The organism is Rhizobium sp. TRM96647 (genome assembly GCF_025780115.1).
Taxonomy (GTDB): domain Bacteria; phylum Pseudomonadota; class Alphaproteobacteria; order Rhizobiales; family Rhizobiaceae; genus Mycoplana.
Genome location: NZ_JAOXHF010000012.1, coordinates 35,305 through 60,953, shown reverse-complemented (window position 1 = coordinate 60,953; position 25,649 = coordinate 35,305). Strand labels below are relative to the sequence as shown.

Below are 25,649 nucleotides of genomic sequence, written 5' to 3'. Positions count from 1 at the left end.
CGAAAGGCGGGACGTCGACACGCGTCATGCGCCAAGTCGCGAGGCCGGAATCGTCACGGTTTGGAATGAAGGCGGGCGTTCGACCGCAGGCGCTTGAAGGCCGAACCCCGGTCCGGCCTCATGGGCGGCGAGGCGCCGCTCAGTGTTCCTCGTATTGCGAGAACGACGGGTCGGCGAGGTCGGCGAAGCGGGTGAATTCGGACTGGAAGGCGAGCTTCACGGTGCCGGTCGGCCCGTGGCGCTGCTTGGCGATGATCACGTCGGCCGTGCCCTTCACCTTCTCGAACTGCATCTTCCATTCTTCGTATTTCGGGTCGAACTCGTCGCGCGGCTCGAGGTTTTTGACGTAGTATTCCTCGCGGAACACGAACAGCACCACGTCGGCGTCCTGCTCGATCGAGCCCGATTCGCGCAGGTCGGAGAGCTGCGGCCGCTTGTCCTCGCGGCTTTCCACCTGACGGGAAAGCTGGGAGAGCGCGATGATCGGCACGTTCAGCTCCTTGCCGAGCGCCTTCAGGCCGGTGGTGATCTGGGTGATTTCCTGCACGCGGTTGTCGCTCGACTTGCCCGAGCCCGTCATCAGCTGGATATAGTCCACCACCAGGCAATCGAGGCCGCGCTGGCGCTTGAGGCGGCGGGCGCGGGCGGAAAGCTGGGCGATCGAGATACCGCCGGTCTGGTCGATGAACAGCGGCACCTTCTGCATCATCTGCGAGCAGGCGACGAGCTTTTCGAAGTCGGCCTCGGAGATATCGCCGCGGCGGATCTTCGACGAGGAGACTTCCGTCTGCTCGGAGATGATACGGGTGGCGAGCTGCTCCGACGACATTTCCAGCGAGTAGAAGCCGACGACGCCACCGTTCTTGGCCTTGTACGACCCGTCGGCCTGCACCTCCTGCTCGTAGGCCGCGGCGATGTTGTAGGCGATGTTCGTTGCGAGCGACGTCTTGCCCATGCCCGGGCGGCCGGCGAGCACGATCAGGTCCGAACGCTGCAGGCCGCCCATGCGGGCGTCGAGCGAATGGATGCCGGTCGAGATGCCCGACAGCGAGCCGTCGCGCTCGAAGGCGGCTCCCGCCATGTCGATCGCAAGCGCAACCGCGTCGTTGAACGACTGGAAGCCGCCGTCGTAGCGGCCGGTCTCGGCCAGCTCGAACAGCCGTCGCTCCGCGTCCTCGATCTGGCTCTGCGGAGGCATGTCCAGCGGCGCGTCGTAGGCGATGTTGACCATGTCCTCGCCGATGGTGATCAGCGAACGCCGCAGCGCCAGGTCGTAGATGGCGCGGCCGTAGTCCTCGGCGTTGATGATGGTCACCGCCTCGGCCGCAAGCCGGGCGAGGTATTGCGGGATCGTCAGGTCGCCGACACGGCCGTCGGCCGGAAGGTGCGTCTTCAGCGTGATCGTCGTTGCGATCTTGCCCATGCGGATCGTGTCGCCGGCAAGCTCGAAGATCTTGCGGTGAAGCGGTTCCTGGAAATGGATCGGCTTGAGGAAATCGGAGACGCGATAATAGGCGTCGTTGTTGACCAGGATCGCGCCCAAGAGCGCCTGCTCGGCCTCGATGTTGCTCGGCGCCTCGCGGTGGTGCACCCCGAGATCGTCGCGGCCCGGATTGGCAAGCTTTCGCACGGCGTCGTTCATGTGGCCCGTTTCTCCCGAATCCCGTCTGCGATGAAGCCATTGCTTTCAACCGGGGCAGAGCGGGGGTCAAGCGCCGACTTTGCCGCAATGCGTTTCACCGGCCAGGCGAATCAGTCTTGGACACAGTCTTCGACCTTTCCACAACGGCGCCCGTGCGCAAAGTCCACAGTGCGGATTTAAACGGCCCGGATCGGGCCGAAACGGGGAAGGGCACTTGACGCCGCCGCGGAGCGATTCGGCCGGCGCGAGAACAGCCGGCTGGCTGCACCCGGCTGCGGTCGCCCGGTCCTTCGAAAGGAGCGCGCCGGCCGCACGCCGGGCCGCCGTCAGAGGGAGGCTTCCTGCGGGAAACGGCGTGCGCCGCCGCGCGCCTTGCCGTCACCCTCCCGGGCCTTCAGGCAGCCTTCGCCATGCTCGATGTAGTCGCGGGTGAGCGGCACGGCCTGCTGGTCGTGGGCGAGCTGCAACTGGAACACCACCAGGTTCTGCCAGCGGAACGCGCTCTCGGAGGCTGCCAGATAGAACTCCCAGATCCGGCAGAAGCATTCGTCGTAGAGGGCCTTCGCCTCGTCGCGCCGCGCCATGAAGCGAAGCCGCCAGTGCCGCAGCGTCTCGGCATAGTGCAGCCGCAGGATCTCGATGTCGGTGATCGCAAGCCCCGATTTCTCTACCGCCCGCATCACCTCCGACAGGGCCGGGATGTAGCCGCCGGGGAAGATGTACTTCTCGATGAACGGGTTGTTGGTCGTCGGTGCGTCCGTCCGGCCGATCGTGTGCAGCAGCATGACGCCGTCCCGCCGCAGAAGCGAGCCGGCCTTGCGGAAGAAGGTCAGGTAGTTCGGCCGCCCGACATGCTCGAACATGCCGACCGAGACGATGCGGTCGTAGGTATCGGGGACGTTGCGGTAGTCTTCCAGCAGGAACCGCACCTCGTCGTCGAGGCCGGTGGTCCTGGCGCGCTCGCGCGATACCGCGAACTGCTCGTCCGACAGGGTGACGCCGGTAACGCGCGCGCCGAGATTGCGCGCGAGGTAGAGCGCCATGCCGCCCCAGCCGCTGCCGATGTCGAGGACCGAAAGCCCCGGCCGTCGCATCGTCAGCTTGGCGGCGATGTGCCGCTTCTTGGCCAGTTGCGCATCGTCGAGGCTCTGTTCCGGCGTCTCGAAATAGGCGCAGGAATATTGCTTGTCCTCGTCCAGGAACAGGTCGTAGAGCGCGCCGGTGAGGTCGTAGTGATGCTGGACGTTGTCGCGCGAGCGCCGGATGGTGTTCTTCTCCCGAAGCCAGCGCAGGGGATAGCGCATCCGCTCCAGAAGCCGGTTCCAGCGGCCGTCGTAATATTTGAAGTCGGGATTGCCGGTGAACACCGTCTCCAGAAGGTCGTACATGTCGCCTTCGACGAGGTCGATATCGCCGGTGCCGTAATAGTGGCCGAGATAGTAGGCCGGGTCGAAGATGAGCCCCCGCACGGCGCGCTTGCTGTTGAGCCGCACGTGGACCGGCTTGCCGGTGCGGTCGCCGGCCTCCGTCGTCGTGCCGTCGGGAAATGTCAGTTTCAGATTGCCACGTTGTACCAGGCGCGAGATCGTCGCGGAAAGAACGTATTTCATCAGCGGACTCCATCGCAGGCTGCGGCGGAGCGGGTCTGGTCGGAAACCGGCCTGGGAGCGGCCCGACCGCCTTTCCAGTCTGATTACAATAACAAATAACAAAAAAACCCGGATTTCAACCCGGGTTTTTGTACGTTTGAGTTGTGTTCCGCGCGGTCGGAAATTCCGCCGCCGGCGCCGGCCTCAGGCCTGCTCTTCTTCCTCGCCGTCGGCTTCCGGATCGAAGAAGTCTTCCGGCTTCAGGGCGTCCTCGTCGACGCCGTAGATGGCGTCCGCCGAGGTCAGGGTCTCGCCCTTGGCCTGGCGCTCTGCTTCGTCGGCCGAACGGGCGACGTTGACCTGGACCGAGATCTCGACTTCGGCATGCAGGTGCAGGACGACCTTGTGCAGGCCGATCGCCTTGATCGGCGTGTTCAGCTCAACCTGGTTGCGGCCGACGTTGAAGCCTTCGGCAGCCAGCGCGTCGATGATGTCGCGGGCGGCGACCGAACCGTAGAGCTGGCCGGTTTCGCCGGCGGAGCGGACGATGACGAAGGACTTGCCGTCGAGCTTGTCGGCAACCGTCTGGGCTTCCGACTTGCGCTCGAGGTTGCGGGCTTCCAGCGTCGCGCGCTCGGCTTCGAAGCGCTTCTTGTTGGCTTCGTTGGCGCGCAGTGCCTTGCCGAGCGGCAGCAGGTAGTTACGGGCGAAGCCGTCGCGGACCTTAACCGTCTCGCCCATCTGGCCGAGCTTGGAGATACGTTCGAGGAGGATCACTTCCATGTTGGTTCCTTTCTTTGCATTCAGGGTTTGTTGGATTTCGTTTCAGGCTTGGGGCCTGCCGGGGTCAGCGCGATGGTGCGCCGCGTATCCGTCAGGCCGAGAACGAGGACGACGAGCACCGGCAGCGCGAACAGCAGCACCGATGCGTAGGCGAGCCAGAGGGCCGCCAGCCGCCAGGGCTTGCCGCGCGTGCGGTAGTGCAGGATGGCGAAGCCGGAGAGCACGAAGCCGGCGCCGAACGTGCCGCAGATCAGCGCGCCGATGATGGCCGGCAGCCCGCCGAGGAAGCACAGGATCAGTCCGCCGAGGAAGACGAAGACGGCGTTGCGGTGCATGCGCACGGCCATCGGCATGTCCTCGCGCGGCCGCAGTCCCTTGCCGGACAGGCGCACGATGGCAGACGCGATGTAGAAGGCGGCAAACAAAAGCAGCACCCACAGCGCGCCCTGCACCAGCGGCAGCGCCATGCCGAAGATCGCCTTCATCTGGGCGATCGTGGCGGCGTCGGGATTGTAGAGCGGCTCCTGCTCCTTGAGCGCCGCCAGCATCACCTCGACCATCTGGCTTGCGAGTTCGCCGCTGTAGCCGATGATCGTTCCGACCGCGATCATGCCGAGTGTCACCATGATCGCCAGGTGCGTCAGGATGTTCGACATCGGATACCAGGCGAGCGCATCCTTCGGGCCGCCGATCTCGGAGGCCGGGCGGGCGAGATTGGCAAGGTTGCTGAGCCAGCCGGCCGGGATCAGCGTGATGATGACGATCAGGAGCGCGAAATGCGAGGACGCGAGCGCGGCTGCGACGCAGCCGCCGGCGATGACGGCGATCAGCGCGCTGGCATTGCCCCAGCCGAGACCGGCAATGAGGATCGGCAGTGCGGAGCCCGCGAACAGGACGATCGAAAGAATCGACTGGACGTTCGCGCTCAGCGAAAGCAGAGCGGCGGTCACACCGGCGACAAGCCCGGTCGCGATCGAGGTCCAGTTCAGGTTCTGCACAGCGCTGTCCTGTCGTTTTCGACAGTTAGAGGAGTTTCCTGCCAAACGCCTTGAGGCCGGTTTGCTTCAGGAACGGCTCCCCAACATGGGATTTTGGCCGGGCGCGGCCTGTGGCTGCTCCCGCCGGTGATGTCCGATCCGCGCCCAACGCGGAAGGGAGGAGGGAAGGCGGCGTCCGCCTTCCCTCGAAGTGCTCTGCATGCCGGCCGGGGCCGGCACGCAGGGTCCGCCAGATTAGGCTACGATGTAGGGCAGCAGGCCCAGGAAGCGGGCGCGCTTGATCGCCTGGGCGAGTTCGCGCTGCTTCTTCTGGGAAACGGCCGTGATGCGGGACGGAACGATCTTGCCGCGCTCGGAAATGTAGCGCGAGAGCAGGCGCACGTCCTTGTAGTCGATCCGCGGTGCGTTGGCACCGGAGAAAGGGCAGGTCTTGCGGCGGCGGTGGAACGGGCGGCGTGCCGGAGCGGAAGAAATATCAGCCATTGTCGTTGTCTCCTTCGGCTTCGGTTACGCGCGGTCTTCGCGCGGGGGGCGGTCGCCACGGGGCGGACGGTCGCCGAAGTCGCGGCGCGGGCCGCGGTCGCCGAAGTCGCGGCGCGGGCCGCGGTCGTCGCCGTCACGGCGCGGGCGGTCGTCGCGGTCGCGCTTCTGCATCATCGCGGACGGGCCTTCTTCGTGGGCTTCGACGGCGATGGTCATGTAGCGCAGGACGTCTTCGTTGATGCGCATCTGGCGTTCCATCTCCTGGACGGCAGCAGCCGGCGCGTCGATGTCCATCAGCGCGTAGTGCGCCTTGCGGTTCTTCTTGATGCGGTAGGTGAGGGACTTCAGGCCCCAGTTCTCGACCCGGCCGACCTTGCCGCCGTTTGCTTCGATCACGCCCTTGTACTGTTCGACGAGAGCGTCGACCTGCTGGGCGGACACGTCCTGGCGGGCCAGGAATACATGTTCGTAGAGAGCCATGTGGCTTTGCCTTTCTTGCGTTTGATCCACACCCGGAAACCGGCGCCAAGCCTCAACGACTGATCTTTGGCCGGAAGGCCGTGCAAGAAAAGCGTTTCATCTATACGGTCGAGAGCGGAGACACGGGAGGCCGGAACGCTTCCGTTCCTGTCGTCGCCCTTTCGGGAAACGGCCCTCCGTCCAGCCACCAGCCGAGAAGACCGGGTGTATTGAACAGCGCGCTTATACGGATTTTTCCGCAGAAGGCAAGGGGCAGAGGCGGCCGGAAACCGGAGGGCCGTCGGCGGATGCGGAATCCGGGCGGGAACAACATGCCGGAAGCTGCGTTGTTCTCCCCGACGCAACCAAAAAGGAGCGCGGAAACATGCAAGATCCTGTTGAGAACCGACCCGTTCACGAGACCCGCCCGCCGGAGGACCGCACCACCGTGGTCAATACGAGCACGGGCGGAAGCGGAGCCGGCGGCTGGGCCGTAGCGGCGATCGTGGCCGTACTGGTCGCTGTCGGCGCCTTCTACTTCATGGGCAGCGGCACCGGCGACAGCGTGGATCCGAACGCCAATACCTCGTCGATCGGCACGCAGGAGCCGGCTCCGGCAACCCCGCCGGCAGCAGCCCCGACCGATGGCGCCGCTGACCCGGCCCCGCAGCCCGTCGATCCGGCTGCCCCGGCAACCGGCCAGTAAGGTCGTTGCACACGGCGGGGGCCTCTCCTGCCGTCGCGGACCACGTTCAGCGTAAAACAGTCCGCAATGCGCAAAGCCCGCCCTCGTGGCGGGCTTTGTCGTATCCGTATGACGCTGCCGCCAATTCCCGGTCATCGATGGAAGGACGTTCCGCCCGGTGTTCCGGAGCCGGCCCTCCACCGCCTAACCCTCCTAAGCCTTTTGCCTGATGTGACGGTCGATTGCCAACCGGCCGTCACAGGCACATCATGGTTGTGAAAATAACAAATACACTAATAAATAGAATGGCTGTCCCGATCTTCAGAACCAGGAGGCTTCGACATGGACCATGGCAGCAAGAATTTTGAAGTCAACGCACCCCGCTCGCGATCCTATCAGGGCGGTTTCGGCCGGCTCTTTCCAGATCTCGCCCCCTGGTACCCGATCGGCGTGCCGGAACACAGGCTCGAGGAGCATTTCCTGAAGTTCGCCTCGGAGAGCATGGTGGAGTTTCCCGGCCAGTCGCCCTCCGTCCTCGCCGCCGAAGCCGACCCGAACGTGGTCGAGCCCTTCGATTCCGACATCCCCTCCGGCTATGTCTATTTCGGCCAGTTCGTCGATCACGACATGACGCTGGACGCGACACCGCTCAGTTCCGCCGAGGTCGATCCCAACCGGCTGCACAATTTCCGCACGCCCCGCCTCGATCTGGACTGTCTCTACGGCCAGGGACCGGCCGCCCAGCCGCACCTCTACGCGCACGATGCCAAAGGCGCGTTCACGGGAAAATTCCTCGTTGCCCTGTTCGATCCTGGCACCTTCGCCGCCGCACCGAACGGCTTTGCCAACGTCCCGCGCACCTTGTCCGACCTTCCGCGGAATGCGGAGAACCGGGCGCTGATCGGCGATCCCCGCAACGACGAGAACGTCATCGTCGCCCAGTTTCACCTGGCCTTCATGCTGGCCCACAACCGGCTTTTCGACCGGGCCACCCGCGCCATGCCGGGCGCCACCGTTGCCGAGCGTTTCGAGGCGGCGCGAAAGACGCTCCGCTGGCTCTACCAGTGGATCGTCTGGAAAGACTTCGTCCGTCGCATCGCCGATCCCCTCGTCCATGCGACGGCGCTGGAGGAGAGGATCCAGCCCGACGGCCGCGTGCTCTGGGAGATGGGCTACAAGGACGACGTCTACGACTGGAAGCAGGATCCGTTCATGCCGGTCGAGTTCTCCGTCGCGGCCTATCGCTTCGGCCACTCGATGGTCCGCAACGCCTATCAGACCAACAGCAACACGCATGTGGCGGGTTTCCGCGTCTTCTTTCCGATCTTCGACGATCACGGCAGGTCGAGTCTCAGGGGCGGTATGCCGTTCGATCTCGTCCGGGTGCTGCAGTGGGACTGGTTCCTGAACTTCACGACCTCCGGCGGTCCGTTCCCGCAGCGCGCCCGGAAGATCGACACGAAGCTCGCCAATGCCCTGCTGCACCTGCACGAGGACCCGGACGCCCCCGGCAACCCGAAGAAGCTCCTGAATGTGCTGGCGGCGAGAAATCTGGTCCGCGGCGTGCGGATGAAGCTGCCGGCCGGCGACGATGTCGCCCGGCTGTTCGGGCTTCCCCCCGTAGCACTTGCGCAAGATGAGCCGAAGACGTTGTGGTACTACGTGCTGAAGGAAGCGGAGGCGCAAGGGGGCGGCAGGCTCGGCCCGGTCGGCTCGATCGTCGTCGCGGCCACCTTTGCCGGAATCCTGAAGGGCGATCCGCTGTCCTGGCTGAACCAGCAGCCGACATGGCGGCCGCATCGCGATCCCCTGCTGACGGGAAGAAAGGAGGACGGCACGGCGATCGATTTCGGCGAGGATCCGGCAGAGCCCGCGATCGACGCCGACAACGAGATGGACGGCAACAGCGAATGGGGCCTGCCTGCGATCGTCAGGCTGTCGCGGCTTCCGATCGACGGCACGCCCTTCGGCGACATCACCGTGGTTCCGGCGGCACTGGCGGCCGCCGGTTAGCGCAAATCGGTCACGGGCAGGAGAGGGCTCAGATCGGAGCCGGATACTGCCTGTGGATCCGGGCGATGCCGTCCAGCACGTCTGCGGAGAGCGCGACGTCCGCCGCTGCGATATCGATCTTCAACTGCTCCATCGTCGTCGCGCCGATGATGACGGAGGCCATGAACGGGCGGGTCAGGCAGAAGGCGAGCGCAAGCTGCGACAGGTCGAGGCCGTGTTCGCGCGCAAGCGCCGCATAGGCTGCGACCGCCGGCTCCTGGTGGGGCTGGTAGCGGCCGCCGAGGTCTCCGTTGATGGTCAGCCGTGATCCGTCCGGACGCGCGCCGCCGAGATACTTGCCCGTCAGCAGGCCGGCGGCCAGCGGCGAATAGGCCAGGAGCCCGACATCCTCGTGATGGGCCAGCTCGGCGAGGTCGAGGTCGAAGCTGCGGTAGAGCAGGTTGTACTCGTTCTGGATCGAAGCCATGCGCGGCAGGCCGAGCGTGTCGGAGAGCTTGAGGAACTGCATCGTTCCCCAGGCGGTCTCGTTGGAGAGCCCGACGGCGCGGATCTTGCCCGCCTTGTGCAGTTCGCCGAGCGTCTCCAGGATTTCCGCCAGTTCCGCGCCGGTCCGGGCGGGGTCCTGGTTCGACGGGTCGTAGGCCCAGGAATGGCGGAAATGGTAATGGCCGCGGTTCGGCCAGTGCAACTGGTAGAGGTCGAGGTAGTCCGTGCGCAGCCGCTCCAGGCTGCCCTCGACCGCCTCGAGGATCGCCGCCCGCGTCATCGGGCCGCCGCCGCGAATATAGGAACGCCCGGGACCGGCGACCTTGGAGGCGAGCACCACCTTGTCGCGGTTTCCGCGCGCGGCGAGCCAGGACCCGATGAAGCGCTCCGTCGCGCCATAGGTCTCGGGCGAGACCGGCGTGGTTGGATAGAGTTCGGCGGTGTCGATGAAGTTGACGCCGGCGTCGAGGGCAAAGTCGAGCTGCAGATGCGCCTCGGCCTCGCTGTTCTGCGAGCCCCAGGTCATCGTGCCGAGGCAGATTTCGGAGACCTTGATGCCGGTCCGGCCGAGAAGATTGTATTTCATGAGCGGAATTTCTGTGCGTGGGCGGCGCGCCCTTGGGCTTGCGCGGCGGAATTGGAAGGACGGCGCAGGCCTGCGCCGCGCCAGAAGGTAAACGCTGGGCGTGCAATTTCAAGTCGGAGGCGGGATGATCGCCGATCGGGCGCAGATGATGCGCCGCATTGTCCCTGAATACCGGCAGGTCGTTCCCCGTCCGGCACGCGCGCAAATCTTGACTCGCTGCCGCATTCCGTGAATGGAGGGGAAAACAACGACGGGAGAAGCCCAATGACCATCGCTTTCACCTTCCCTGGCCAGGGCAGCCAGGCTGTCGGCATGGGCAAGGAACTGGCGGACACCTATGCGGAAGCGGCTGCCGTCTTCGCCGAGGTGGACGACGCCCTCGGGGAGAAGCTGTCTGCGACCATGTTCGAGGGCCCCGAGGCCGAACTCACGCTGACGGCAAACGCCCAGCCGGCGCTGATGGCCGTCTCCATGGCGATCGTCCGGGTGCTTGAGGCCCGCGGCCTGATCCTGCGCGACACGGTCTCCTACGTCGCCGGCCATTCGCTCGGCGAGTATTCCGCCCTCTGTGCCGCCGGCGCCTTCACCATCGCCGACACGGCCCGGCTGCTGCGCATCCGCGGCAACGCCATGCAGGCGGCCGTCCCCGTCGGCGAAGGCGCCATGGCCGCCATCATCGGCCTCGAGCATGACGAGGTGCAGGCGATCTGCGACGCTTCGCTGGTGCACGGCTCCTGCCAGATCGCCAACGACAACGGCGGCGGCCAGCTGGTGATCTCCGGCGCCAAGCCCGCAGTCGAGCTTGCGGCGCGGACCGCCACCGAGAAGGGCGCCAAGCGTGCGCTGATGCTGCCGGTCTCCGCGCCCTTCCATTCCGCGCTGATGGCGCCGGCCGCCGAAGCGATGCGCGAGGCGCTGGCAGCCGTGGCGATCCGCGAGCCGGTCGTCCCCGTCGTCGCCAATGTCTCCGTCCAGCCCGTCACCGATCCCAAGGAGATCGCCCGGCTGCTCGTCGAGCAGGTCACCGGCCAGGTGCGCTGGCGCGAGACGGTGGAATGGTTCGCCGGCAACGACGTGACCTCGCTTTACGAGGTCGGCTCTGGCAAGGTGCTGACGGGGCTTGCGCGTCGCATCGACAAATCCGTCACCGGCTACGCCGTCAACACGGCGACCGACATCGAGAACCTGCTGCAGACCCTCTGCGGCTGACACCCGGGACAGCGGGCCCAAGGGTCCCGCGCATCCCAAGGAAAACGGACGACAACCATGTTTGATCTTTCTGGCCGCAAGGCACTGGTAACCGGCGCATCCGGCGGTATAGGCGAGGAAATCGCCCGCTCGCTGCATGCGCAGGGCGCGATCGTCGGCCTGCACGGCACGCGCGTCGAGAAGCTTGAAGCACTGGCGAATGAGCTCGGCGAGCGCGTGCACGTCTTCCCCGCCAACCTCGCCGACCGCGCCGAGGTCAAGGCGCTGGGCGAGAAGGCCGAGGCCGAACTCGGCGGCGTCGATATCCTCGTCAACAATGCCGGCATCACCAGGGACGGCCTGTTCGTGCGCATGAGCGACGAGGACTGGGACGCGGTTCTGGAAGTGAACCTGACCTCCGTCTTCCGCCTGACGCGCGAACTGACCCATCCGATGATGCGTCGCCGCTACGGCCGCATCATCAACATCACCTCCGTCGTCGGCGTCACCGGCAATCCGGGCCAGGCGAACTACTGCGCCTCCAAGGCCGGCATGATCGGCTTCTCCAAGTCGCTCGCCCAGGAGATCGCCACCCGCAACGTCACCGTCAACTGCGTCGCGCCCGGTTTCATCGAGAGCGCCATGACCGGCAAGCTCAACGACAAGCAGAAGGAAGCGATCATGGGGGCGATCCCGATGAAGCGCATGGGCACCGGTGCGGAGGTCTCCTCGGCCGTGGTCTATCTCGCCTCCTCGGAAGCGGGTTACATGACCGGCCAGACCCTGCACGTCAACGGCGGCATGGCGATGATCTGACCCGGTCGCGAAAAGACCGCGTTGTCGCATGAAAATAGCATGTTGACCGCGGCTTGCGCGGCGATTTTCGGACTTTGCGGCAGACTTAAACCGTGTTAATCGGGCCATGACTGTCAGCAGTCGACCGGGGTATGCAGGCTTTTTGCGGCGCTCTTTGGCGGCGCCCGAGGGCATCTACGGTTGAAAAAGAATTGCCCGGGATCACTTTCATTCCGGGCTTGGTTGAGTGCCCCGGCGCCGTGAACGGCGCCGAAGAAAACAAAGGTCGAGGATTTCCGACATGAGCGATATCGCAGAACGCGTAAAGAAAATTGTGATCGATCATCTGGGCGTTGACGCCGACAAGGTCAGCGAAGGCGCGAGCTTCATCGATGATCTCGGCGCGGACTCGCTCGACACCGTCGAACTGGTCATGGCCTTCGAGGAAGAATTCGGCGTCGAGATTCCCGACGATGCGGCAGACTCGATCCTGACGGTCGGCGACGCCGTCAAGTTCATCGAGAAGGCACAGGCCTGATCATGTTTTTCCGGCGGGCCGTGTAAACGGCCGGCCGCGACCCCGCTTGCGGCCAGCACCTGTGTGCGTCGCCTCGGTCCAAGAAAAGACATAGGGTGGATCACCGACGATGAGACGTGTCGTTATCACAGGTACCGGCATGGTATCTCCTTTGGGCTGTGGTACCGAAGTGACCTGGTCCCGCCTTCTCGCCGGCGAGAGCGGCGCCCGTCAGGTGAGCGGCTTCGAGTTCGAGGATCTTCCCGCACGGATCGCGTGCTACATTCCGACCGGCGACGGCACGGACGGCACCTACAGCGCCGACCAGTGGTTGGAGCCGAAGGAGCAGCGCAAGGTCGATCCCTTCATCGTCTATGCGGTCGCTGCCGCCGACATGGCGCTCGAGGATGCCGGCTGGCATCCGAAGACCGACGAGGAGCAGATCGCCACCGGCGTCCTGATCGGTTCGGGCATCGGTGGCCTCGAGGGCATCGTCGAGGCGGGCTACATCCTGCGCGACAAGGGCCCCCGCCGCGTCTCTCCCTTCTTCATTCCCGGCCGCCTGATCAACCTCGCCTCCGGCCAGGTTTCGATCCGCCACAAGCTGCGCGGCCCCAATCATTCCGTCGTCACGGCCTGTTCGACCGGCGCGCATGCGATCGGCGACGCTTCGCGCCTGATCGCGCTCGGCGATGCCGACGTCATGGTCGCCGGCGGCACCGAATCGCCGATATCGCGCATGGCGCTGGCCGGCTTCTCCGCCTGCAAGGCGCTGTCGACGCAGTACAACGACGAGCCGACCAGGGCCTCGCGCCCCTATGACCGCGACCGCGACGGTTTCGTCATGGGCGAGGGTGCGGGCATCGTCGTCCTCGAGGAACTCGAGCACGCCAAGGCCCGCGGCGCCAAGATCTATGCCGAGGTGGTCGGCTACGGCCTCTCCGGCGACGCCTACCACATCACCGCTCCTTCCGAGGACGGCGACGGCGCCTATCGCTGCATGCAGATGGCGCTGAAGCGCGCCGGCCTGACCCCCGCCGACCTCGACTATGTCAATGCCCACGGCACCTCGACGATGGCCGACACGATCGAGCTCGGCGCGGTCGAGCGGCTGGTCGGAAACCATGCTGCCAGGCTGTCGATGTCGTCGACGAAGTCGGCGATCGGCCACCTTCTCGGCGCGGCCGGCGCGGTGGAGGCGATCTTCTCGGCGCTCGCGATCCGCGACAACGTCGCGCCGCCGACGCTCAACCTCGACAATCCGGAGGTCGAGACGGCCATCGACCTCGTGCCGCACAAGGCGCGCAAGCGCGAGATCAACGTGGCACTCTCCAATTCCTTCGGCTTCGGCGGCACCAACGCTTCGCTGGTCCTGCGCCGCTATGCCTGATCCCTCTCCGCGCCGCGGCGAATAGGCCGCGGCGTTGGGCCGTTCGGTCAGGGGATGCCGGGCGAATTCCGGTGACGGCGACGCGCTCGCCGCGCCCTAGGCAACACCGACGACGACTGCGGATCCCGCCCGGGGCGGGTTCCGTTCCTGTTTTTGCCGTATTGGTCTGCCCTAGTGGATCACGCGTTCGTGTGGGGTCATCGGGGCGCAGCTACAATAAACATCTGCGCATGATTCTTCTCCGCCCGACTGTCGCGGGGTGCGCGCGGGCAGGGAGGAGCGGACCAACATGGCCAGATCTTTCGAGGAGTGTCCGTGAGCGACAATAACGATTCCAGCGACATGACCTTCGGTCGCGGCGACAATGCCAGCAAGGGGCCGATCATCCCGAAATCGGCAAACGAGGTGCTGCGTCCCGAGCAGGTCCCGCACCCGCCGCGCCGCTCGCGCAAGGCGCGCAGTCAGCTGGTCATCTTCCTGAATTTCGTCATGACCGTCATCGTGCTGGTCACGGTGGCCGCGGCCGGAATCTTCTATTACGCGCTCGACACCTACGAGAGGCCCGGTCCGCTGGAGACCAACACCAACTTCATCGTCCGCAACGGCGCCGGCCTCAACGAGATCGCCGCCAGCCTCGAGCGCAACAACGTCATCACCGACAGCCGCGTCTTCCGCGGCATGAGCCGCATCTACCTGCAGGACGAGGTGCTGAAGGCCGGCGAATACGAGATCCGCGCCAACGCCTCGATGCACGACGTGCTGGAACTGCTGAAGTCGGGCAAGTCCATCCTCTACAGCGTCTCGGTTCCCGAAGGCCTGACGGTCAAGCAGGTGTTCCAGCGTCTGTCGGACGATCCGGTTCTGGAGGGCGATCTTCCCGCCGAGCTTCCGGCCGAGGGCTCGCTGATGCCCGACACCTACAAGTTCTCCCGCGGCACCAAGCGCGCCGACATCCTCCAGCAGATGCTGGGCGCCCAGAAGGCGCTGGTGGCGCAGATCTGGGATCGGCGCGACGACGGCCTGCCGATCGCGACCGAGGCCGAACTGGTGACGCTCGCCTCGATCGTCGAGAAGGAGACGGGCAGGGCGGACGAGCGCCCGCGCGTCGCCTCGGTGTTCATCAACCGCCTCGAAAAGAACATGCGCCTGCAGTCCGACCCGACGATCATCTACGGGATCTTCGGCGGCGACGGCAAACCGGCCGACCGGCCGATCCTGCAGTCCGACATCGAAAAGCAGACGCCCTACAATACCTACGTGATCAGGGGCCTTCCGCCGACGCCGATCGCAAATCCGGGGCGCGCCGCACTCGAGGCGGTGGCCAATCCATCCAGGACCGACGACCTCTACTTCGTCGCCGACGGCACCGGCGGCCACGCCTTCGCCGAAACGCTCGACGACCACAACGCCAATGTCCGACGGTGGCGCAAGCTGGAGGCCGAGAAGGCCGCCGAGGCCGCCAAGGAGGCGCAGGACGCCGGACAGGCGACCAGCCAGTGACGATGCCGGGGGCGGCGCGTCCGTCCCCGCCCGCCGCATCGGCTGTGTGTTATCGACGGACCCCACGCTTTTCCTCCCGGAAAGAGCTATAAGAATAGGGAGCGCGCTGCGGCTGATTCCGCAGGCGCCGCATCCAGCTCGAGCGGAGATCGCCATGCCTTTGCAATCCATGACCGGGTTCGCGCGAAGCGAGGGGACGAGCGGCCGTTGCCGCTGGGCCTGGGAGTTGCGCTCGGTCAACGGCAAGGGGCTCGACCTGCGCATCCGCCTGCCGCAGGGTTTCGAGCACTCCGAGCCGGCCGTGCGGCAGAAGGCGGCGGCCGTCTTCACCCGCGGCAACATGCAGATCGGCCTTTCCGTCTCGATCGCCGAGCCGCAGGTGCAGCCGGTGGTCAACCAGGGGGCGCTCTCGGCGATCCTGTCGCTGCGCGAGCAGCTTGCCGGCATCGTCGACCCCGCGCCGCTGCGGCTGGACACGCTGCTTTCGGTGCGCGGCGTGGTCGATTTCCGCGAGGCCGAGGAGAGTGAGGACGAGCGTGCGCGCCGCGATGCCGACATCGCCGCGGGCCTCGATGCCGCCGTCGAGCGCCTGCTCGCCATGCGGCAGGGCGAGGGCGGAGCACTGCAGCAGGTGCTTTCCGCGCAGGTCGGCCGGATCGCCGAGCTGGCTGCCCTCATCGAGGCCGACGACAGCCGCGGCGTCGAGGCGATCGCCGGGCGGCTTGCCCAGCAGGTCCAGATGCTGATGCAGGGCAATGGCGGCCTCGACCGCGACCGGCTCTACCAGGAGGCCGTGCTGCTCGCCACCAAGGCAGACCTGCGCGAGGAGATCGACCGGCTGGGCGCCCATGTCCGCGCCGCGGGCGAGCTGCTGGCGGCCGACCACCCGGTCGGAAGAAAGCTGGACTTCCTTGCACAGGAATTTAACCGGGAAGCGAATACCATCTGCTCCAAGTCCAACGCCGCCGCCGTCACGGCCGCTGGCATCGAACTCAAGGTCGTGATCGACCAGTTCCGCGAACAGATACAGAATTTGGAGTAGGCCATGACCGCGCCGCAGAAGTCCCAACCGATCCAGATTGCCCGGCGCGGGCTGATGCTGGTGATTTCCTCGCCCTCGGGCGCCGGCAAGTCGACGATCGCCCGCAACCTTCTGGAACGCGACGCGGGGATCAGCCTGTCGGTCAGCGTCACCACCCGGCAGCGCCGCCCGAGCGAGATCGCCGGCCATCACTATCATTTCATCGACCGGGGCGAATTCGACATGCTGCGCGATTCCGACGCGCTTCTGGAATGGGCCGAGGTGCACGGCAATTTCTACGGCACCCCGCGCAAGCCGGTCGAGGAGGCGATGGCCGCCGGTCGCGACATGCTGTTCGACATCGACTGGCAGGGCGCGCAGCAGTTGCAGGAGAAGATGGCGGCCGACGTCGTCTCGATCTTCATCCTGCCGCCGTCGATGACCGAGCTGCAGTCCCGCCTGCACCGCCGCGCCGAGGACACCGAAGAGGTGATCGCGACGCGGCTCGCCAATTCCCGCGCCGAGATCGAACACTGGCACGAATACGACTACGTCATTCTCAACGACGACCTGACGGCCGCCTTCGACGCCGTGCAGAGCATCGTCAAGGCCGAGCGCCTGCGCCGCGACCGCCGCCACGGCATGTTCGACTTCGTCTCGAAACTCTTGACCGAGAAGCCGGCGCTTTGAGGATGAGATCGGTAGCGAAACGACACTTTAGAGTTTGTCAGGGAAAAGTGGAATCCGGTTTTCCCGAAAAGACAAACGATAACAAAGAAAGCGAGAGCCTGACTGCTTCAGTATGAAGCTGACAGACTCGAGGGGCGATTGCCGGCCGCATTGCCTGATTTTCAAACGATCCTGAGTGCCGCGAGGTCGCCCTCTTCAAGGATGGCCAGGTTCGCTTCGATTTTATCGAGGGGCCAATGCCACCAGGCAATATCGAGAAGCGCGCTGATGGTCTCGGCGGGGTGGCGCATCCGAATGACCGTAGCCGGATTCCCTCCGACCACTGCGTAAGGTGGAACGTCGCGGGCGACGACTGACCCGGCAGCGACGATCGCGCCTGAACCGATCTGCACGCCCGGCATGATCGCTGCGTTATGGCCAATCCAGACGTCGTGCCCGACCACCGTATCTTTGACCGGCAGGTCCTTGTAGCCGAAGGTCTCGGGCTTGAAGATGCGGAATGGATAGGTGGTAAAGCCCGTCATCGGATGATTGGCGGAACTTGTGATGAAATAGCTTCCCCTGGCGATCTGGACAAACTTGCCGATGATCAACCGCTCGCGGACGCTGTGACCGAGATAGGGCGCGAGTATTTCGGCAGTGTCTTCCGGCTTGCCTGAGTGGGTGAAATAGCTGTACTCACCGATCTCCATGCGCGGGTGGCTGATAACGTTCTTGAGATAGACAGTGTCGCGATAGAGCGTTCCGTCCGGCAGGGTGATCGGGTGCGTTGCATTCGCATCGAGAAGAGGCATCAAAATCACCGTTCAGAACAAGGCCGGCACAGTCGGAAGACCGAGGCTAGCCCCTCGGGAGCAAGAGAATCCATCCCGCGACCCGAATGCGCCGATGAATAATTCGAATGGTGTTGCGCTTGACGCTTTGGCGATCGGATCGTCGGCTGCTCAGAGGCTGTTCGCCAGCGTCACGAATTCTTCGACCGACAGCGTTTCCGCCCGCCGTTGCGGATCGATCGCTGCTTTTGCCAGCAGCGCCTCGCCGCCGAGCGCCTTCAGGCTCTGGCGCAGCATCTTGCGGCGCTGGCCGAAGGCGGCCTGGGTGACGCGCTCGAGTGCAGCGGCCGCGCAGGGCAGGGGTTCTGCGACCGGCTCGAGATGGACGACCGAGGAGGTGACCTTCGGCGGCGGCACGAAGGCCTGCGGCGGCACGTCGAAGGCGAGCCGCGCCTGCGTCCGCCAACCGGCCAGCACCCCGAGGCGGCCATAGTGGTCGTCGTCCTCCCGCGCCACAATGCGCAGGCCCACCTCGCGCTGGAACATCAGCGTCAGCGACCGGTAGAACGGCGGCCACGCCTTCGGCAGCAGCCAGTTCACCAGCAATTGCGTGCCGACATTGTAGGGTAGGTTGGCGATGATGCGGACCGGCTCGCCCGCAGGCACCAGCGCCTCGAAATCGACCTTCAGCGCGTCGCCCTCGATCACGCTCAGCCGGCCCGGATAGTGGTCGGAGATCTCCTGCAGCGCCGGCATCGCGCGGGCGTCGCGTTCGATGGCGATCACATGCTTCGCCCCGAGCGACAGGATCGCGCGCGTCAGCCCGCCCGGACCGGGGCCGACCTCGATGACGGTGCAGTCCTCCAGCGGCCCGGCGGTGCGGGCGATCTTCTGGGTCAGGTTGAGGTCGAGCAGGAAGTTCTGGCCGAGCGCCTTCTTCGCGTCCAGCCCGTGGCGCTGGATCACCTCGCGCAGCGGCGGCAGTCCGTCGATTGCCGCCATCAGCCTTCGCCCCGCAGCGCCGCCGCACCTTCGTGCAGCGCAAGTTCCCGGGCGAGCCGCAGCGCCGCCAGCAGGCTGTCCGGCTTCGTCTTGCCCGTGCCGGCCAGCGCAAACGCGGTGCCGTGGTCGGGCGAGGTGCGGATGAAGGGCAGGCCGAGGGTGGCGTTCACCGAATCGTCGAAGCCGAGCGCCTTGGCCGGGATCAGCGCCTGGTCGTGATACATGCAGATCGCCACGTCATAGGTGGCGCGCGCAGCCTCGTGGAACATGGTGTCGGCCGGCAGCGGCCCGGAGGCGTCGATGCCCGCAGCCTTCAGCCGCGCGATCGCCGGCGCCACCACGGCGTCGTCCTCCAGCCCCAGCGCCCCGCCTTCGCCGGCATGCGGGTTCAGGCCGGCGACGGCCAGCCGCGGCGCGGCGATGCCGAAACGCTGGCGCAGGTCGTTCGCCGTCACAAGCGCCGTCTCGAAGACGAGCTCTTCGGTCAGCGCCGCCGGAACGTCCTTCAGCGGAATGTGGATCGTCACCGGAACGCTGCGCAGCTTCGGCCCGGCGAGCAGCATCACCGGCAGGCCCGGCCGGCCGGTCGCGCGCGCGGCGAGGTCGGCGAGATATTCGGTATGGCCGGGGAAGGGGAAGCCGGCGTCGTAGAGCACCGCCTTGGCGATCGGGTTCGTCACCACCGCCGCGCATCGTCCCGCCATGGTCAGCGTCACCGCCGTCTCGATCGCGCCGATGATCGCACCGGCATTGCGCGACGACGGTGCGCCGGCAACGGCGGGTTCGGCCAGGCGGACCGGCAGGACGGGAATGGCGTCGTCGAATGTGGATACGGCGGTCTCGGGGGTCGCCTCTGCGATCGCCGCCTCGGTGCCCAGCGCCTTCGCACGGTCCGCAAGCGCCTCCGGGTCGCCGATGAAGAGAAAGGCGGGCAGGCCGAGGGTCCGGCGCGCGGCCCAGAGCGCAAGCGTGATGTCGAGACCGATCCCGGACGGATCGCCCATCGTAAGGGCCAGCGGGGGAGCGGTCACAGCGGTCATGGATGCGGTTTCTGTCAAGGAGGCACCGGCGCGACAGGGGCGCACCGGCGCTCTAAAGGGATCAGCGGTTGACGATCTGCGCCTTGCTGCGCAGTTCATCGAGATATTTCTGGCTGTTGCTGTCTTCCTTCTCGCCGCCGCCCTTGCCGAGTTCCTCGGCGCGGAAGACCATCTCGGCCGCCATGTCGTCATTGACCTCGCGCTTCTTGCAGATGCCGAGATACTCGACGCCGCGCGGCGTCACGCGCGTGCCGGTCGTGTTGCCCTGGGCCTTCTCGATCAGCGGCTTCCAGTCTTCCGGCAGTTGCGGGGCGAGCACGCGGCCGAGTTCCTTGATCGATACGTCGTGCATGGTCGCCGCAAAGATCTTGGCGTCGTCGCAGCCCGGATATTTCGAGCGCGAGGCTTCCGCCTCGGCCTGGCGCTTGCCGAGAATGGCGCTGCGGCGCTTCTCCGGAACGACGAAGATCACCTGCTGCAGGAAATATTCGGTGGTGGACGGCTTCTGCCCGCCGCTTTCCTGCATGCGCTCCACCAGTGACTTGCCGCCGGGGCCGTTGCCGTAGCGGGCATTGACCACGCGCGGCCAGCTCATCTGCACGGCAATGTACTGCTTGAAGTGATCCGAGCCGACACCGGCCTGGTCGAGGATCTTGTTGAGCTGGTCCGTCGACAGCTTGTTGCCGGAGGCGAAACGGGCATAGGACGCGTCGACGTCCGCCGTGCTGACCGACATCCTCAGGCGCGCGATCTCGCTGCGCTTGAGCGTCTCGTCGATCAGTTGCTGGCGCGCGATCTCGCGCGTGCTCTTGGTCCGCTGGAGTTTCAGGAAGGCCGCCCGGCGGCTGACATCGCCCGAGGTGATGGCCGAACCGTTCACGACGGCCTCGACCCCGGTTGCCGCGACGGCCGGGCCTGCGAAAGGCGGCGCGACGGTTGCCGTGGCCGCCAGGATGACCGTGCCGAGAGCCATCGCCCGCATCATTGACATCATGTTCCTCATGCCCATCCCTTTCCGTGGCTCGGCGTGCCGTCGGCATGCCCGCGTGCCGGTCCGGAGAGCGTTGCAGTGTGCCGCTGCGCGCGCTCCCGCCGTTTCCTCTACGCGAGATTGCGCAAATCAACTTTCCCGCGCGTCGCGTCCTTCTCGCGGCCATTTGCATAATACATGCGGCCAAACGATGACAAGTGCGGTCCGAGCGGGCTTGCCTGCTCAGTAATCGTCAAACCCGTCGAGGGTCGTATCGCCGACGTTGATGTCTCCCAGCGTGCGGAAGCTCAGACGGGCGCCGATCGACCAGTCGTTCGCAATCGTGGAGCCGGTGTCGCGCGTGTTCTCGTAGACGATCGAGAAAATCGTGTCGCGGTCGTCATAGGTCAGGCCGACACCGCTGCGCGCCAGGTTGCTGTTGTTGATGTCGTAGGTCAGCGAGCCGAACACCGACCAGTAGTCGCGAAACTTGAGCGCGCCGATGGTCTGCACTTCGTCGTTGTCTTCCGGGAAGCCGTAGTCCGGTTGGGCTGCGATGCGGGTGTAGGTCAGCGCGGCCTGCAGGCGGTAGTTCTCGAAACCGACGCGCGTGTCGGTGCGGCGCACCGACAGGTCCTTGCGGTCCATGCGGGCGCTGTAGGAGAGGGCCCAGCCGAGCGGCGTGTCGAGGCCGGCCATGCCGACATAGTCGGAACTGTCGGTCTCGAGGCCGGAATTGGCGCCGGCATTGACGAGGTCGTCGGTCGCAAACGAGTTCTGCCCGGAAAGCTGGTAGGACTGGCCGAAGAGGCTGCGCATCGTGTAGCCGTTGTCGAAGCTTCCCGTGTAGCGGAAGCCGACATTGGCGCGGGTGCCGCCCTCGATCCGGTCGTAGCCGGAGAACTTGTCGCGTTCGAACAGGTTGGTCGCGTCGAAGACGAAGCTCTGCGCGTCCTCGTTCGGCAGTCCGCCGGCATGCTGCTCGTCGGGACGGACATAGACCTGCGCGATCGGCTCGAAGACGTGGCTGCTGCCCGCCGTCGTCAGCAGGATCGGATAGCGCGCTTCGAGGCCGGCCGTCACCATGCCGCGCGTGGCGCTGTCGTCGGTGTCGAAATTGCCGTCGTAGCGGGAGCCGGGATCGGTCATGTCGAGGCGAAGCGCGTCGCCGCGCGCGGCGAGAAGCGGGGTCACGACGAGGCCGCCGGGCACCACGTACTGGCGCTTCCACTCCATCTCCGTCGTCAGCCGCGAGGTGCCGCCCTCGAGGCCGGGGAAGCGCCAGGACGAGCCCGCATGGTAGCGGTCGAGCCGGTCGCGCTCGACATTGGTCAGGTTCACGGTCGCGCTGAGCTGGCCGCCGAAGACCGGATTGGGCGCGATGTATTCGTAGTCGAACGACTGCGGGACCGCCTGCTGCCGCTCGGCCACGTCGTCCGGATCCGCGTCCTGGACGTCGAAGTAGAAGGCGCGCAGGTCGAGGAAGTTCCGCTTGCCGAGTCCCGTGAGGTAGACCTGGTTGCGGATGATGCGGTCGTCGTAGCCCGTCAGGTCGTAGGTACGGGCAAAGTTGTTGTCGGTCTGGGACATCACGTCCCAGCCGAACGCCCAGCGCGGGTTGATCTGGAACACGCCTTCGGACGCGATCATCGCGCGACCGTCGACCTCGCGGTCGCTCGTCCCGGCGGTAAAGCGCTCGGGCTGCATCTGGCTGATGCCGGCCGCACGCAGCGTCACGAGCCCGCTATGGAACTGCTTGCGGAATTCGCCCTCGAGCAGGAAGCCCTGGCTCGTATAGACGTTGGGCGTGATCGTCGCGTCCATGTCTGGGGCGATGGCGATGTAATAGGGAACGCCGACGCCGAGCCCCAGCTTCTGCGTGAAGCTGAACTTCGGGAAGAGCACGCCGGTCTTGCGCTTGACGGTGTGGTCCGGAACCTCGAGCCAGGGGAAATAGGCGATCGGCTTGCCGAACATCTCGAATCGCGCATGCTCGAGCCGGACGGTGTGCGTGCGCCCGTTCTGCACGACGCGCTCGGCCTTGATCTGCCAGAGCGAGCGGTGCGTCGGGTCGGTCGCGCACGGCGTACAGGCGGTGTAGACGCCGTGGTTGAGGATCATTTCCTCGCCGTTGACGCGTTCGCCGCTCGTCGCCGCGATCTTCGTCAGGTCGGTCGTCTCGATCCGCAGTGAATTGGCGAAGCCGTTGGCGAAATCGTCGGAAAGGGTCAGTTCCTGCGCATAGACCTTGTTGCCGGTCGGCTCGATGAACTCGATGTCGCCCACGGCGCGCAACTGGCCGGTCGTCTGGTCGTAGATCACCTGCTTGGCGACGAGCTGGTAGCCGCCATAGTTGATCTGCACGGCGCCGCGCGCGGTCACCGTGTCGGCGTCCCTGTTATAGACGAGTTCGTTGGCCGCCAGGATGAGCTTGGCATCGGGCGAAATGTTCGGTGCGAGCTGATCGACATTGGACGACTGGGCGCGCGCCGGCAGCGCGGCCATGGGCGCAAGCGCGCACAGGGCGACACCGGCAAGCAGCGCGGTCGCGATCCAAGTCTTACGTTCGCGGTTGCCTGCCGCCACTAGCCGTCCTCCTGGTGCAGCAGGATCGTTGCACCCAGCGACATTGCTACGACAACTGGGAGCCAGGCCGCAACAAACGGTGGGACTATTCCACTGCTTCCGAATGCTTTCACAAGCACGGTGACGACATAAAGCATGAAGCCGGAGAGGATGCCACCCAGAATCACCGCACGTGATTGATTAAACCTGCTAAATTTTAACGATACGCTAGCCGCGATCAGGGTCATTGCAACCAGGAGAAGTGGCAGCGAAAGCATCGAATGGAGCTGCGTTTCGAGCGGCTCGGTGGCGAACCCGAACGACTTCGCCGCTTCGATCTTCCTCGGCAGGCTGAAAAACGAAACGGAATCAGGTTTTTCGAGGCTTTCCTGCACGAACTCCTGTCTCAAATTGGTTTCGAGTTGTGCCGAAGGGGAACGCCTGGGCAACTCGCCGTTGCGTGTCTCCAGCACGTTGTTAAGCTCCCAGTAACCATCTTTCAGGATTGCCGAATCGGCGTCCTGTCGAAAGCTGATGCGGCCGTCCTTGTCGAAATGGATGATTGAGACGTTCAGGAGCCGCGTTCCGTTGTCCTCGACGGCCTTGGCGCCGATGATCGCGTCGTCGTCGCCGTGGCGCTGGCGGATCCACGGGATGCCGGATCCTGCCGACTTCCGGTTCGAGCCCCACTCCGCCTCCAGCACCTGCGCCTGGCGCGTGCCCCAGGCGGCGATCGGGTTCAGGACGGTCACCGCCAGCACGCCGAACAGGAAGGCGCCGATGGCGAAGGGGCGCAGGAACTGCCAGACCGAGACGCCGGCGGCGCGCGTCACCACCAGTTCATAGCGCCGGTTCAGCGAGATCAGCGCCGCCATGCCGGCAAAGAGCGCGACGAAGGGGATGGTCTGCATCAGGATCATCGGAATGCGCAGGACCGTCATCACCAGCCCGCTGAAGGCGGTGTATTTCGGCAGGCCTCCCATGCGGCTGGCGGTCTCGCTGAAATCGATGATGAAGACGAGCGCGAAGATCCCGATCAAAAACCAGATCGTCGTCACGATGTAGCGGCGGAAGAAATAGAGGGCGAGGGTAGGGATCATGGCTGCGGTCCGTTGCTCGTGGACGCCGCGCCGGACCGGCCGGGCAGGCGCGCCGCAAGCCTGTCGCGCAGTTCGACCAGCCGCGTCCGCAAGGAGGCGGGCAATTCGAGGCTCTTGTGGCGCGACAGCTGGCGGATGGCCAGCGCTGCCACGGCGATCGGGATCAGGTACATGAAGGGGATCGCCAGCCGCGACGATTCGGCCGCGCTTCCAGCATAGAAGATCGCCCAGCGGATGGCGAGCGCGACGAGCAGCGCCGAGATCATCGGATGGACGCGCGCCTCGCGGTGGGAGCGGGCGTCGACGCTCGCGACGAGCGCCACCAGGCCGAACAGGATCGGCAGCGTCCACTCGGTGAAGCGGCGGTGCAGCTCGGCCGTGAACGCGCCGGGATTGCGCTTGACCTGCTCGTCTTCCGGATCGGGGTTCAGCAGGAACGGCAGATCGCGGTCCTTGGCGCGGATGGTCGCCTCGCCGGCGCGCTGGGTCAGGTCGGCGAGGTCGAAGGCGTAGGAATCGAACTTGATGATGGAAACATCGCCGTTCGGCAGCTTCCGCTGCACCTCGCCGTCGTTCATCACCAGCGCCGATGTCTTCTCGTCGATGGCGCCTTCGCGGGCATAATAGACGTATTCCACCTTCGGATCGCGGGTATCGGCCACGAACAGGCCCTCGAGCACGCCACCGCCCTTGCGGCGGCTGACCTGGACATAGAGCCCGTCCGTCACCTTGCGGAAGGCGTTCTCCTGGATCACCGAGGAGAGCATGTCGGCATGCGCCGTCGCCACCATCTGGCGCACGGCCATGCGCGAATAGGGCTCGACGAAATTGTCGACCGCAAAGGAGATGATGCTGAGCGCGATGCCGAGATACATGACCGGGCGGATGATCATCATCCGCGAGCTGCCCGCCGCGTTCAGCACGGTCAGCTCCGAATCGGCATTCATCGCCGTCAGCGTCTGCGCCACGCCGATGACATAGGCGAATGGCAGGATGATCGGAATGACCGAGGGCAGGATCAGCGTGGCGAGCTTCAGGAACGCCAGCATCGACTGGCCGCTGTCGGTGACGAGATTGACGTTCGTCAGCGCCTGCGTCGTCCAGACGATGCCGAGCAGCGGCAGGAGGGTGCCGAGGAACATCAGCGACGTGCGACGCAGAATGTAGCGTTCAATCAGCTTCATATGTGTTCCGAACCGGGGTCCCGTTCCTGTTGTCTGTTGGTCGTCCGGTCACCCGGTGGAAGCCGATCGGTCCCGCCGGTCGACGGAAACGCTCGAGCCCATATAGGCTGTCATTCGGCCGGCACCAGACCGGCGCGGCCCCTATGCCATGGAAATTTGCCGCGAACAAACCCGCGTGTCCGGTTTTAAA

Annotated in this window: 23 protein-coding genes; 9 read left to right on the top strand and 14 right to left on the bottom strand. The window is 65.6% G+C overall.

Translation table 11 applies throughout. From position 1 onward, the window contains the following. Positions 1-139 precede the first annotated feature (139 nt). The 6 genes from OCK02_RS19785 to rpsF form a co-directional block, all read right to left on the bottom strand. Positions 140-1,642 (bottom strand): replicative DNA helicase, encoded by a 1,503-nt coding sequence (locus OCK02_RS19785; protein WP_263814524.1) that lies wholly within the window; start codon positions 1,640-1,642, stop codon positions 140-142. A 326-nt stretch (positions 1,643-1,968) separates the two neighbouring features. Next, positions 1,969-3,252, bottom strand: a complete 1,284-nt coding sequence (locus OCK02_RS19780; RefSeq protein ID WP_263814523.1) for an SAM-dependent methyltransferase — start codon at positions 3,250-3,252, stop codon at positions 1,969-1,971. Positions 3,253-3,435: 183 nt separating this feature from the next. After that, positions 3,436-4,014: a 50S ribosomal protein L9 gene (gene rplI, locus OCK02_RS19775; protein WP_230803511.1), complete on the bottom strand. Its 579-nt coding sequence runs from the start codon at positions 4,012-4,014 to the stop codon at positions 3,436-3,438. A gap of 20 nt (positions 4,015-4,034) precedes the next feature. Then, a complete protein-coding gene (locus OCK02_RS19770) occupies positions 4,035-5,012 on the bottom strand; it encodes a DUF2232 domain-containing protein (RefSeq protein WP_230803513.1) in 978 nt (325 codons plus the stop codon). Positions 5,013-5,246: 234 nt separating this feature from the next. After that, on the bottom strand, positions 5,247-5,495 hold the full coding sequence (rpsR, locus tag OCK02_RS19765; protein ID WP_230803514.1) for a 30S ribosomal protein S18: 249 nt from the start codon (positions 5,493-5,495) through the stop codon (positions 5,247-5,249). Between the two features lie 24 nt (positions 5,496-5,519). Continuing rightward, positions 5,520-5,975 (bottom strand): 30S ribosomal protein S6, encoded by a 456-nt coding sequence (gene rpsF, locus OCK02_RS19760; protein WP_230803516.1) that lies wholly within the window; start codon positions 5,973-5,975, stop codon positions 5,520-5,522. Between the two features lie 364 nt (positions 5,976-6,339). Between rpsF and OCK02_RS19755 the strand changes: the two genes are divergently transcribed. Beyond that, positions 6,340-6,660, top strand: a complete 321-nt coding sequence (locus OCK02_RS19755) for a hypothetical protein (RefSeq protein ID WP_263814522.1) — start codon at positions 6,340-6,342, stop codon at positions 6,658-6,660. A gap of 321 nt (positions 6,661-6,981) precedes the next feature. After that, positions 6,982-8,652 (top strand): peroxidase family protein, encoded by a 1,671-nt coding sequence (locus OCK02_RS19750; RefSeq protein WP_263814521.1) that lies wholly within the window; start codon positions 6,982-6,984, stop codon positions 8,650-8,652. A 28-nt stretch (positions 8,653-8,680) separates the two neighbouring features. On the opposite strand, the gene OCK02_RS19745 is transcribed toward OCK02_RS19750, so the two are convergent. Beyond that, a complete protein-coding gene (locus OCK02_RS19745; protein ID WP_263814520.1) occupies positions 8,681-9,724 on the bottom strand; it encodes an aldo/keto reductase in 1,044 nt (347 codons plus the stop codon). A gap of 264 nt (positions 9,725-9,988) precedes the next feature. Here OCK02_RS19745 and fabD point away from each other — a divergent pair, with 264 nt between their 5' ends. The 7 genes from fabD (at position 9,989) to gmk (ending at position 16,825) form a co-directional block, all read left to right on the top strand. Next, positions 9,989-10,933 (top strand): ACP S-malonyltransferase, encoded by a 945-nt coding sequence (gene fabD / locus OCK02_RS19740; RefSeq protein WP_263814519.1) that lies wholly within the window; start codon positions 9,989-9,991, stop codon positions 10,931-10,933. Between the two features lie 57 nt (positions 10,934-10,990). Beyond that, complete coding sequence (gene fabG / locus OCK02_RS19735) at positions 10,991-11,728, top strand: 3-oxoacyl-[acyl-carrier-protein] reductase (RefSeq protein ID WP_230803524.1); 738 nt, start codon at positions 10,991-10,993, stop codon at positions 11,726-11,728. Positions 11,729-12,008: 280 nt separating this feature from the next. Beyond that, positions 12,009-12,245, top strand: a complete 237-nt coding sequence (locus OCK02_RS19730) for an acyl carrier protein (RefSeq protein WP_097139127.1) — start codon at positions 12,009-12,011, stop codon at positions 12,243-12,245. Between the two features lie 109 nt (positions 12,246-12,354). Continuing rightward, a complete protein-coding gene (gene fabF / locus OCK02_RS19725; RefSeq protein ID WP_263814518.1) occupies positions 12,355-13,614 on the top strand; it encodes a beta-ketoacyl-ACP synthase II in 1,260 nt (419 codons plus the stop codon). Positions 13,615-13,929: 315 nt separating this feature from the next. Next, entirely contained in the window at positions 13,930-15,114 is a 1,185-nt protein-coding gene (gene mltG / locus OCK02_RS19720) for an endolytic transglycosylase MltG (protein WP_230803526.1), read from the top strand. A 154-nt stretch (positions 15,115-15,268) separates the two neighbouring features. Next, positions 15,269-16,156 carry a YicC/YloC family endoribonuclease gene (locus OCK02_RS19715; RefSeq protein ID WP_263814517.1) on the top strand — a complete coding sequence of 296 codons (888 nt, stop codon included), beginning with the start codon at positions 15,269-15,271 and terminating at the stop codon, positions 16,154-16,156. Between the two features lie 3 nt (positions 16,157-16,159). Beyond that, a complete protein-coding gene (gene gmk / locus OCK02_RS19710) occupies positions 16,160-16,825 on the top strand; it encodes a guanylate kinase (protein ID WP_230803528.1) in 666 nt (221 codons plus the stop codon). Between the two features lie 161 nt (positions 16,826-16,986). Here gmk and OCK02_RS19705 read toward each other — a convergent pair whose 3' ends face one another. From OCK02_RS19705 to lptF, 7 genes are all read right to left on the bottom strand, one after another. Beyond that, entirely contained in the window at positions 16,987-17,619 is a 633-nt protein-coding gene (locus tag OCK02_RS19705; RefSeq protein ID WP_263814516.1) for a CatB-related O-acetyltransferase, read from the bottom strand. Positions 17,620-17,769: 150 nt separating this feature from the next. Next, positions 17,770-18,600, bottom strand: coding sequence for a 16S rRNA (adenine(1518)-N(6)/adenine(1519)-N(6))-dimethyltransferase RsmA (rsmA, locus tag OCK02_RS19700; protein ID WP_263814515.1), 831 nt, complete (start codon positions 18,598-18,600; stop codon positions 17,770-17,772). Then, positions 18,600-19,640, bottom strand: a complete 1,041-nt coding sequence (gene pdxA, locus OCK02_RS19695) for a 4-hydroxythreonine-4-phosphate dehydrogenase PdxA (RefSeq protein WP_263814514.1) — start codon at positions 19,638-19,640, stop codon at positions 18,600-18,602. Before pdxA ends, rsmA begins: the two co-directional genes overlap by 1 nt. A 61-nt stretch (positions 19,641-19,701) precedes the next feature. Next, positions 19,702-20,643 carry a SurA N-terminal domain-containing protein gene (locus OCK02_RS19690; protein WP_412178866.1) on the bottom strand — a complete coding sequence of 314 codons (942 nt, stop codon included), beginning with the start codon at positions 20,641-20,643 and terminating at the stop codon, positions 19,702-19,704. 210 nt (positions 20,644-20,853) lie between these two features. After that, positions 20,854-23,196 carry an LPS-assembly protein LptD gene (locus OCK02_RS19685; protein ID WP_230803532.1) on the bottom strand — a complete coding sequence of 781 codons (2,343 nt, stop codon included), beginning with the start codon at positions 23,194-23,196 and terminating at the stop codon, positions 20,854-20,856. After that, the gene (gene lptG, locus OCK02_RS19680) at positions 23,196-24,275 is read right to left on the bottom strand and encodes an LPS export ABC transporter permease LptG (protein WP_230803533.1); all 1,080 of its coding nucleotides are present in this window, start codon (positions 24,273-24,275) and stop codon (positions 23,196-23,198) included. The genes OCK02_RS19685 and lptG overlap by 1 nt, the downstream gene beginning before the upstream one ends. Then, positions 24,272-25,459 carry an LPS export ABC transporter permease LptF gene (lptF, locus tag OCK02_RS19675; protein ID WP_263814513.1) on the bottom strand — a complete coding sequence of 396 codons (1,188 nt, stop codon included), beginning with the start codon at positions 25,457-25,459 and terminating at the stop codon, positions 24,272-24,274. Before lptF ends, lptG begins: the two co-directional genes overlap by 4 nt. Positions 25,460-25,649: the final 190 nt, after the last annotated feature.

Coding starts and splice junctions, on each gene's coding strand:
- lptG (WP_230803533.1), bottom strand. CDS start 24,275: ATGATCCCTACCCTCGCCCTCTATTTCTTCCGCCGCTACATCGTGACG.
- OCK02_RS19780 (WP_263814523.1), bottom strand. CDS start 3,252: ATGAAATACGTTCTTTCCGCGACGATCTCGCGCCTGGTACAACGTGGC.
- OCK02_RS19755 (WP_263814522.1), top strand. CDS start 6,340: ATGCAAGATCCTGTTGAGAACCGACCCGTTCACGAGACCCGCCCGCCG.
- rpsF (WP_230803516.1), bottom strand. CDS start 5,975: ATGGCTCTCTACGAACATGTATTCCTGGCCCGCCAGGACGTGTCCGCC.
- OCK02_RS19785 (WP_263814524.1), bottom strand. CDS start 1,642: ATGAACGACGCCGTGCGAAAGCTTGCCAATCCGGGCCGCGACGATCTC.
- OCK02_RS19730 (WP_097139127.1), top strand. CDS start 12,009: ATGAGCGATATCGCAGAACGCGTAAAGAAAATTGTGATCGATCATCTG.
- pdxA (WP_263814514.1), bottom strand. CDS start 19,640: ATGACCGCTGTGACCGCTCCCCCGCTGGCCCTTACGATGGGCGATCCG.
- rpsR (WP_230803514.1), bottom strand. CDS start 5,495: ATGGCTGATATTTCTTCCGCTCCGGCACGCCGCCCGTTCCACCGCCGC.
- gmk (WP_230803528.1), top strand. CDS start 16,160: ATGACCGCGCCGCAGAAGTCCCAACCGATCCAGATTGCCCGGCGCGGG.
- lptF (WP_263814513.1), bottom strand. CDS start 25,459: ATGAAGCTGATTGAACGCTACATTCTGCGTCGCACGTCGCTGATGTTC.
- OCK02_RS19745 (WP_263814520.1), bottom strand. CDS start 9,724: ATGAAATACAATCTTCTCGGCCGGACCGGCATCAAGGTCTCCGAAATC.
- OCK02_RS19715 (WP_263814517.1), top strand. CDS start 15,269: ATGCCTTTGCAATCCATGACCGGGTTCGCGCGAAGCGAGGGGACGAGC.
- OCK02_RS19690 (WP_412178866.1), bottom strand. CDS start 20,643: ATGAGGAACATGATGTCAATGATGCGGGCGATGGCTCTCGGCACGGTC.
- rsmA (WP_263814515.1), bottom strand. CDS start 18,600: ATGGCGGCAATCGACGGACTGCCGCCGCTGCGCGAGGTGATCCAGCGC.
- OCK02_RS19705 (WP_263814516.1), bottom strand. CDS start 17,619: ATGCCTCTTCTCGATGCGAATGCAACGCACCCGATCACCCTGCCGGAC.
- fabG (WP_230803524.1), top strand. CDS start 10,991: ATGTTTGATCTTTCTGGCCGCAAGGCACTGGTAACCGGCGCATCCGGC.
- fabD (WP_263814519.1), top strand. CDS start 9,989: ATGACCATCGCTTTCACCTTCCCTGGCCAGGGCAGCCAGGCTGTCGGC.
- OCK02_RS19750 (WP_263814521.1), top strand. CDS start 6,982: ATGGACCATGGCAGCAAGAATTTTGAAGTCAACGCACCCCGCTCGCGA.
- rplI (WP_230803511.1), bottom strand. CDS start 4,014: ATGGAAGTGATCCTCCTCGAACGTATCTCCAAGCTCGGCCAGATGGGC.
- fabF (WP_263814518.1), top strand. CDS start 12,355: ATGAGACGTGTCGTTATCACAGGTACCGGCATGGTATCTCCTTTGGGC.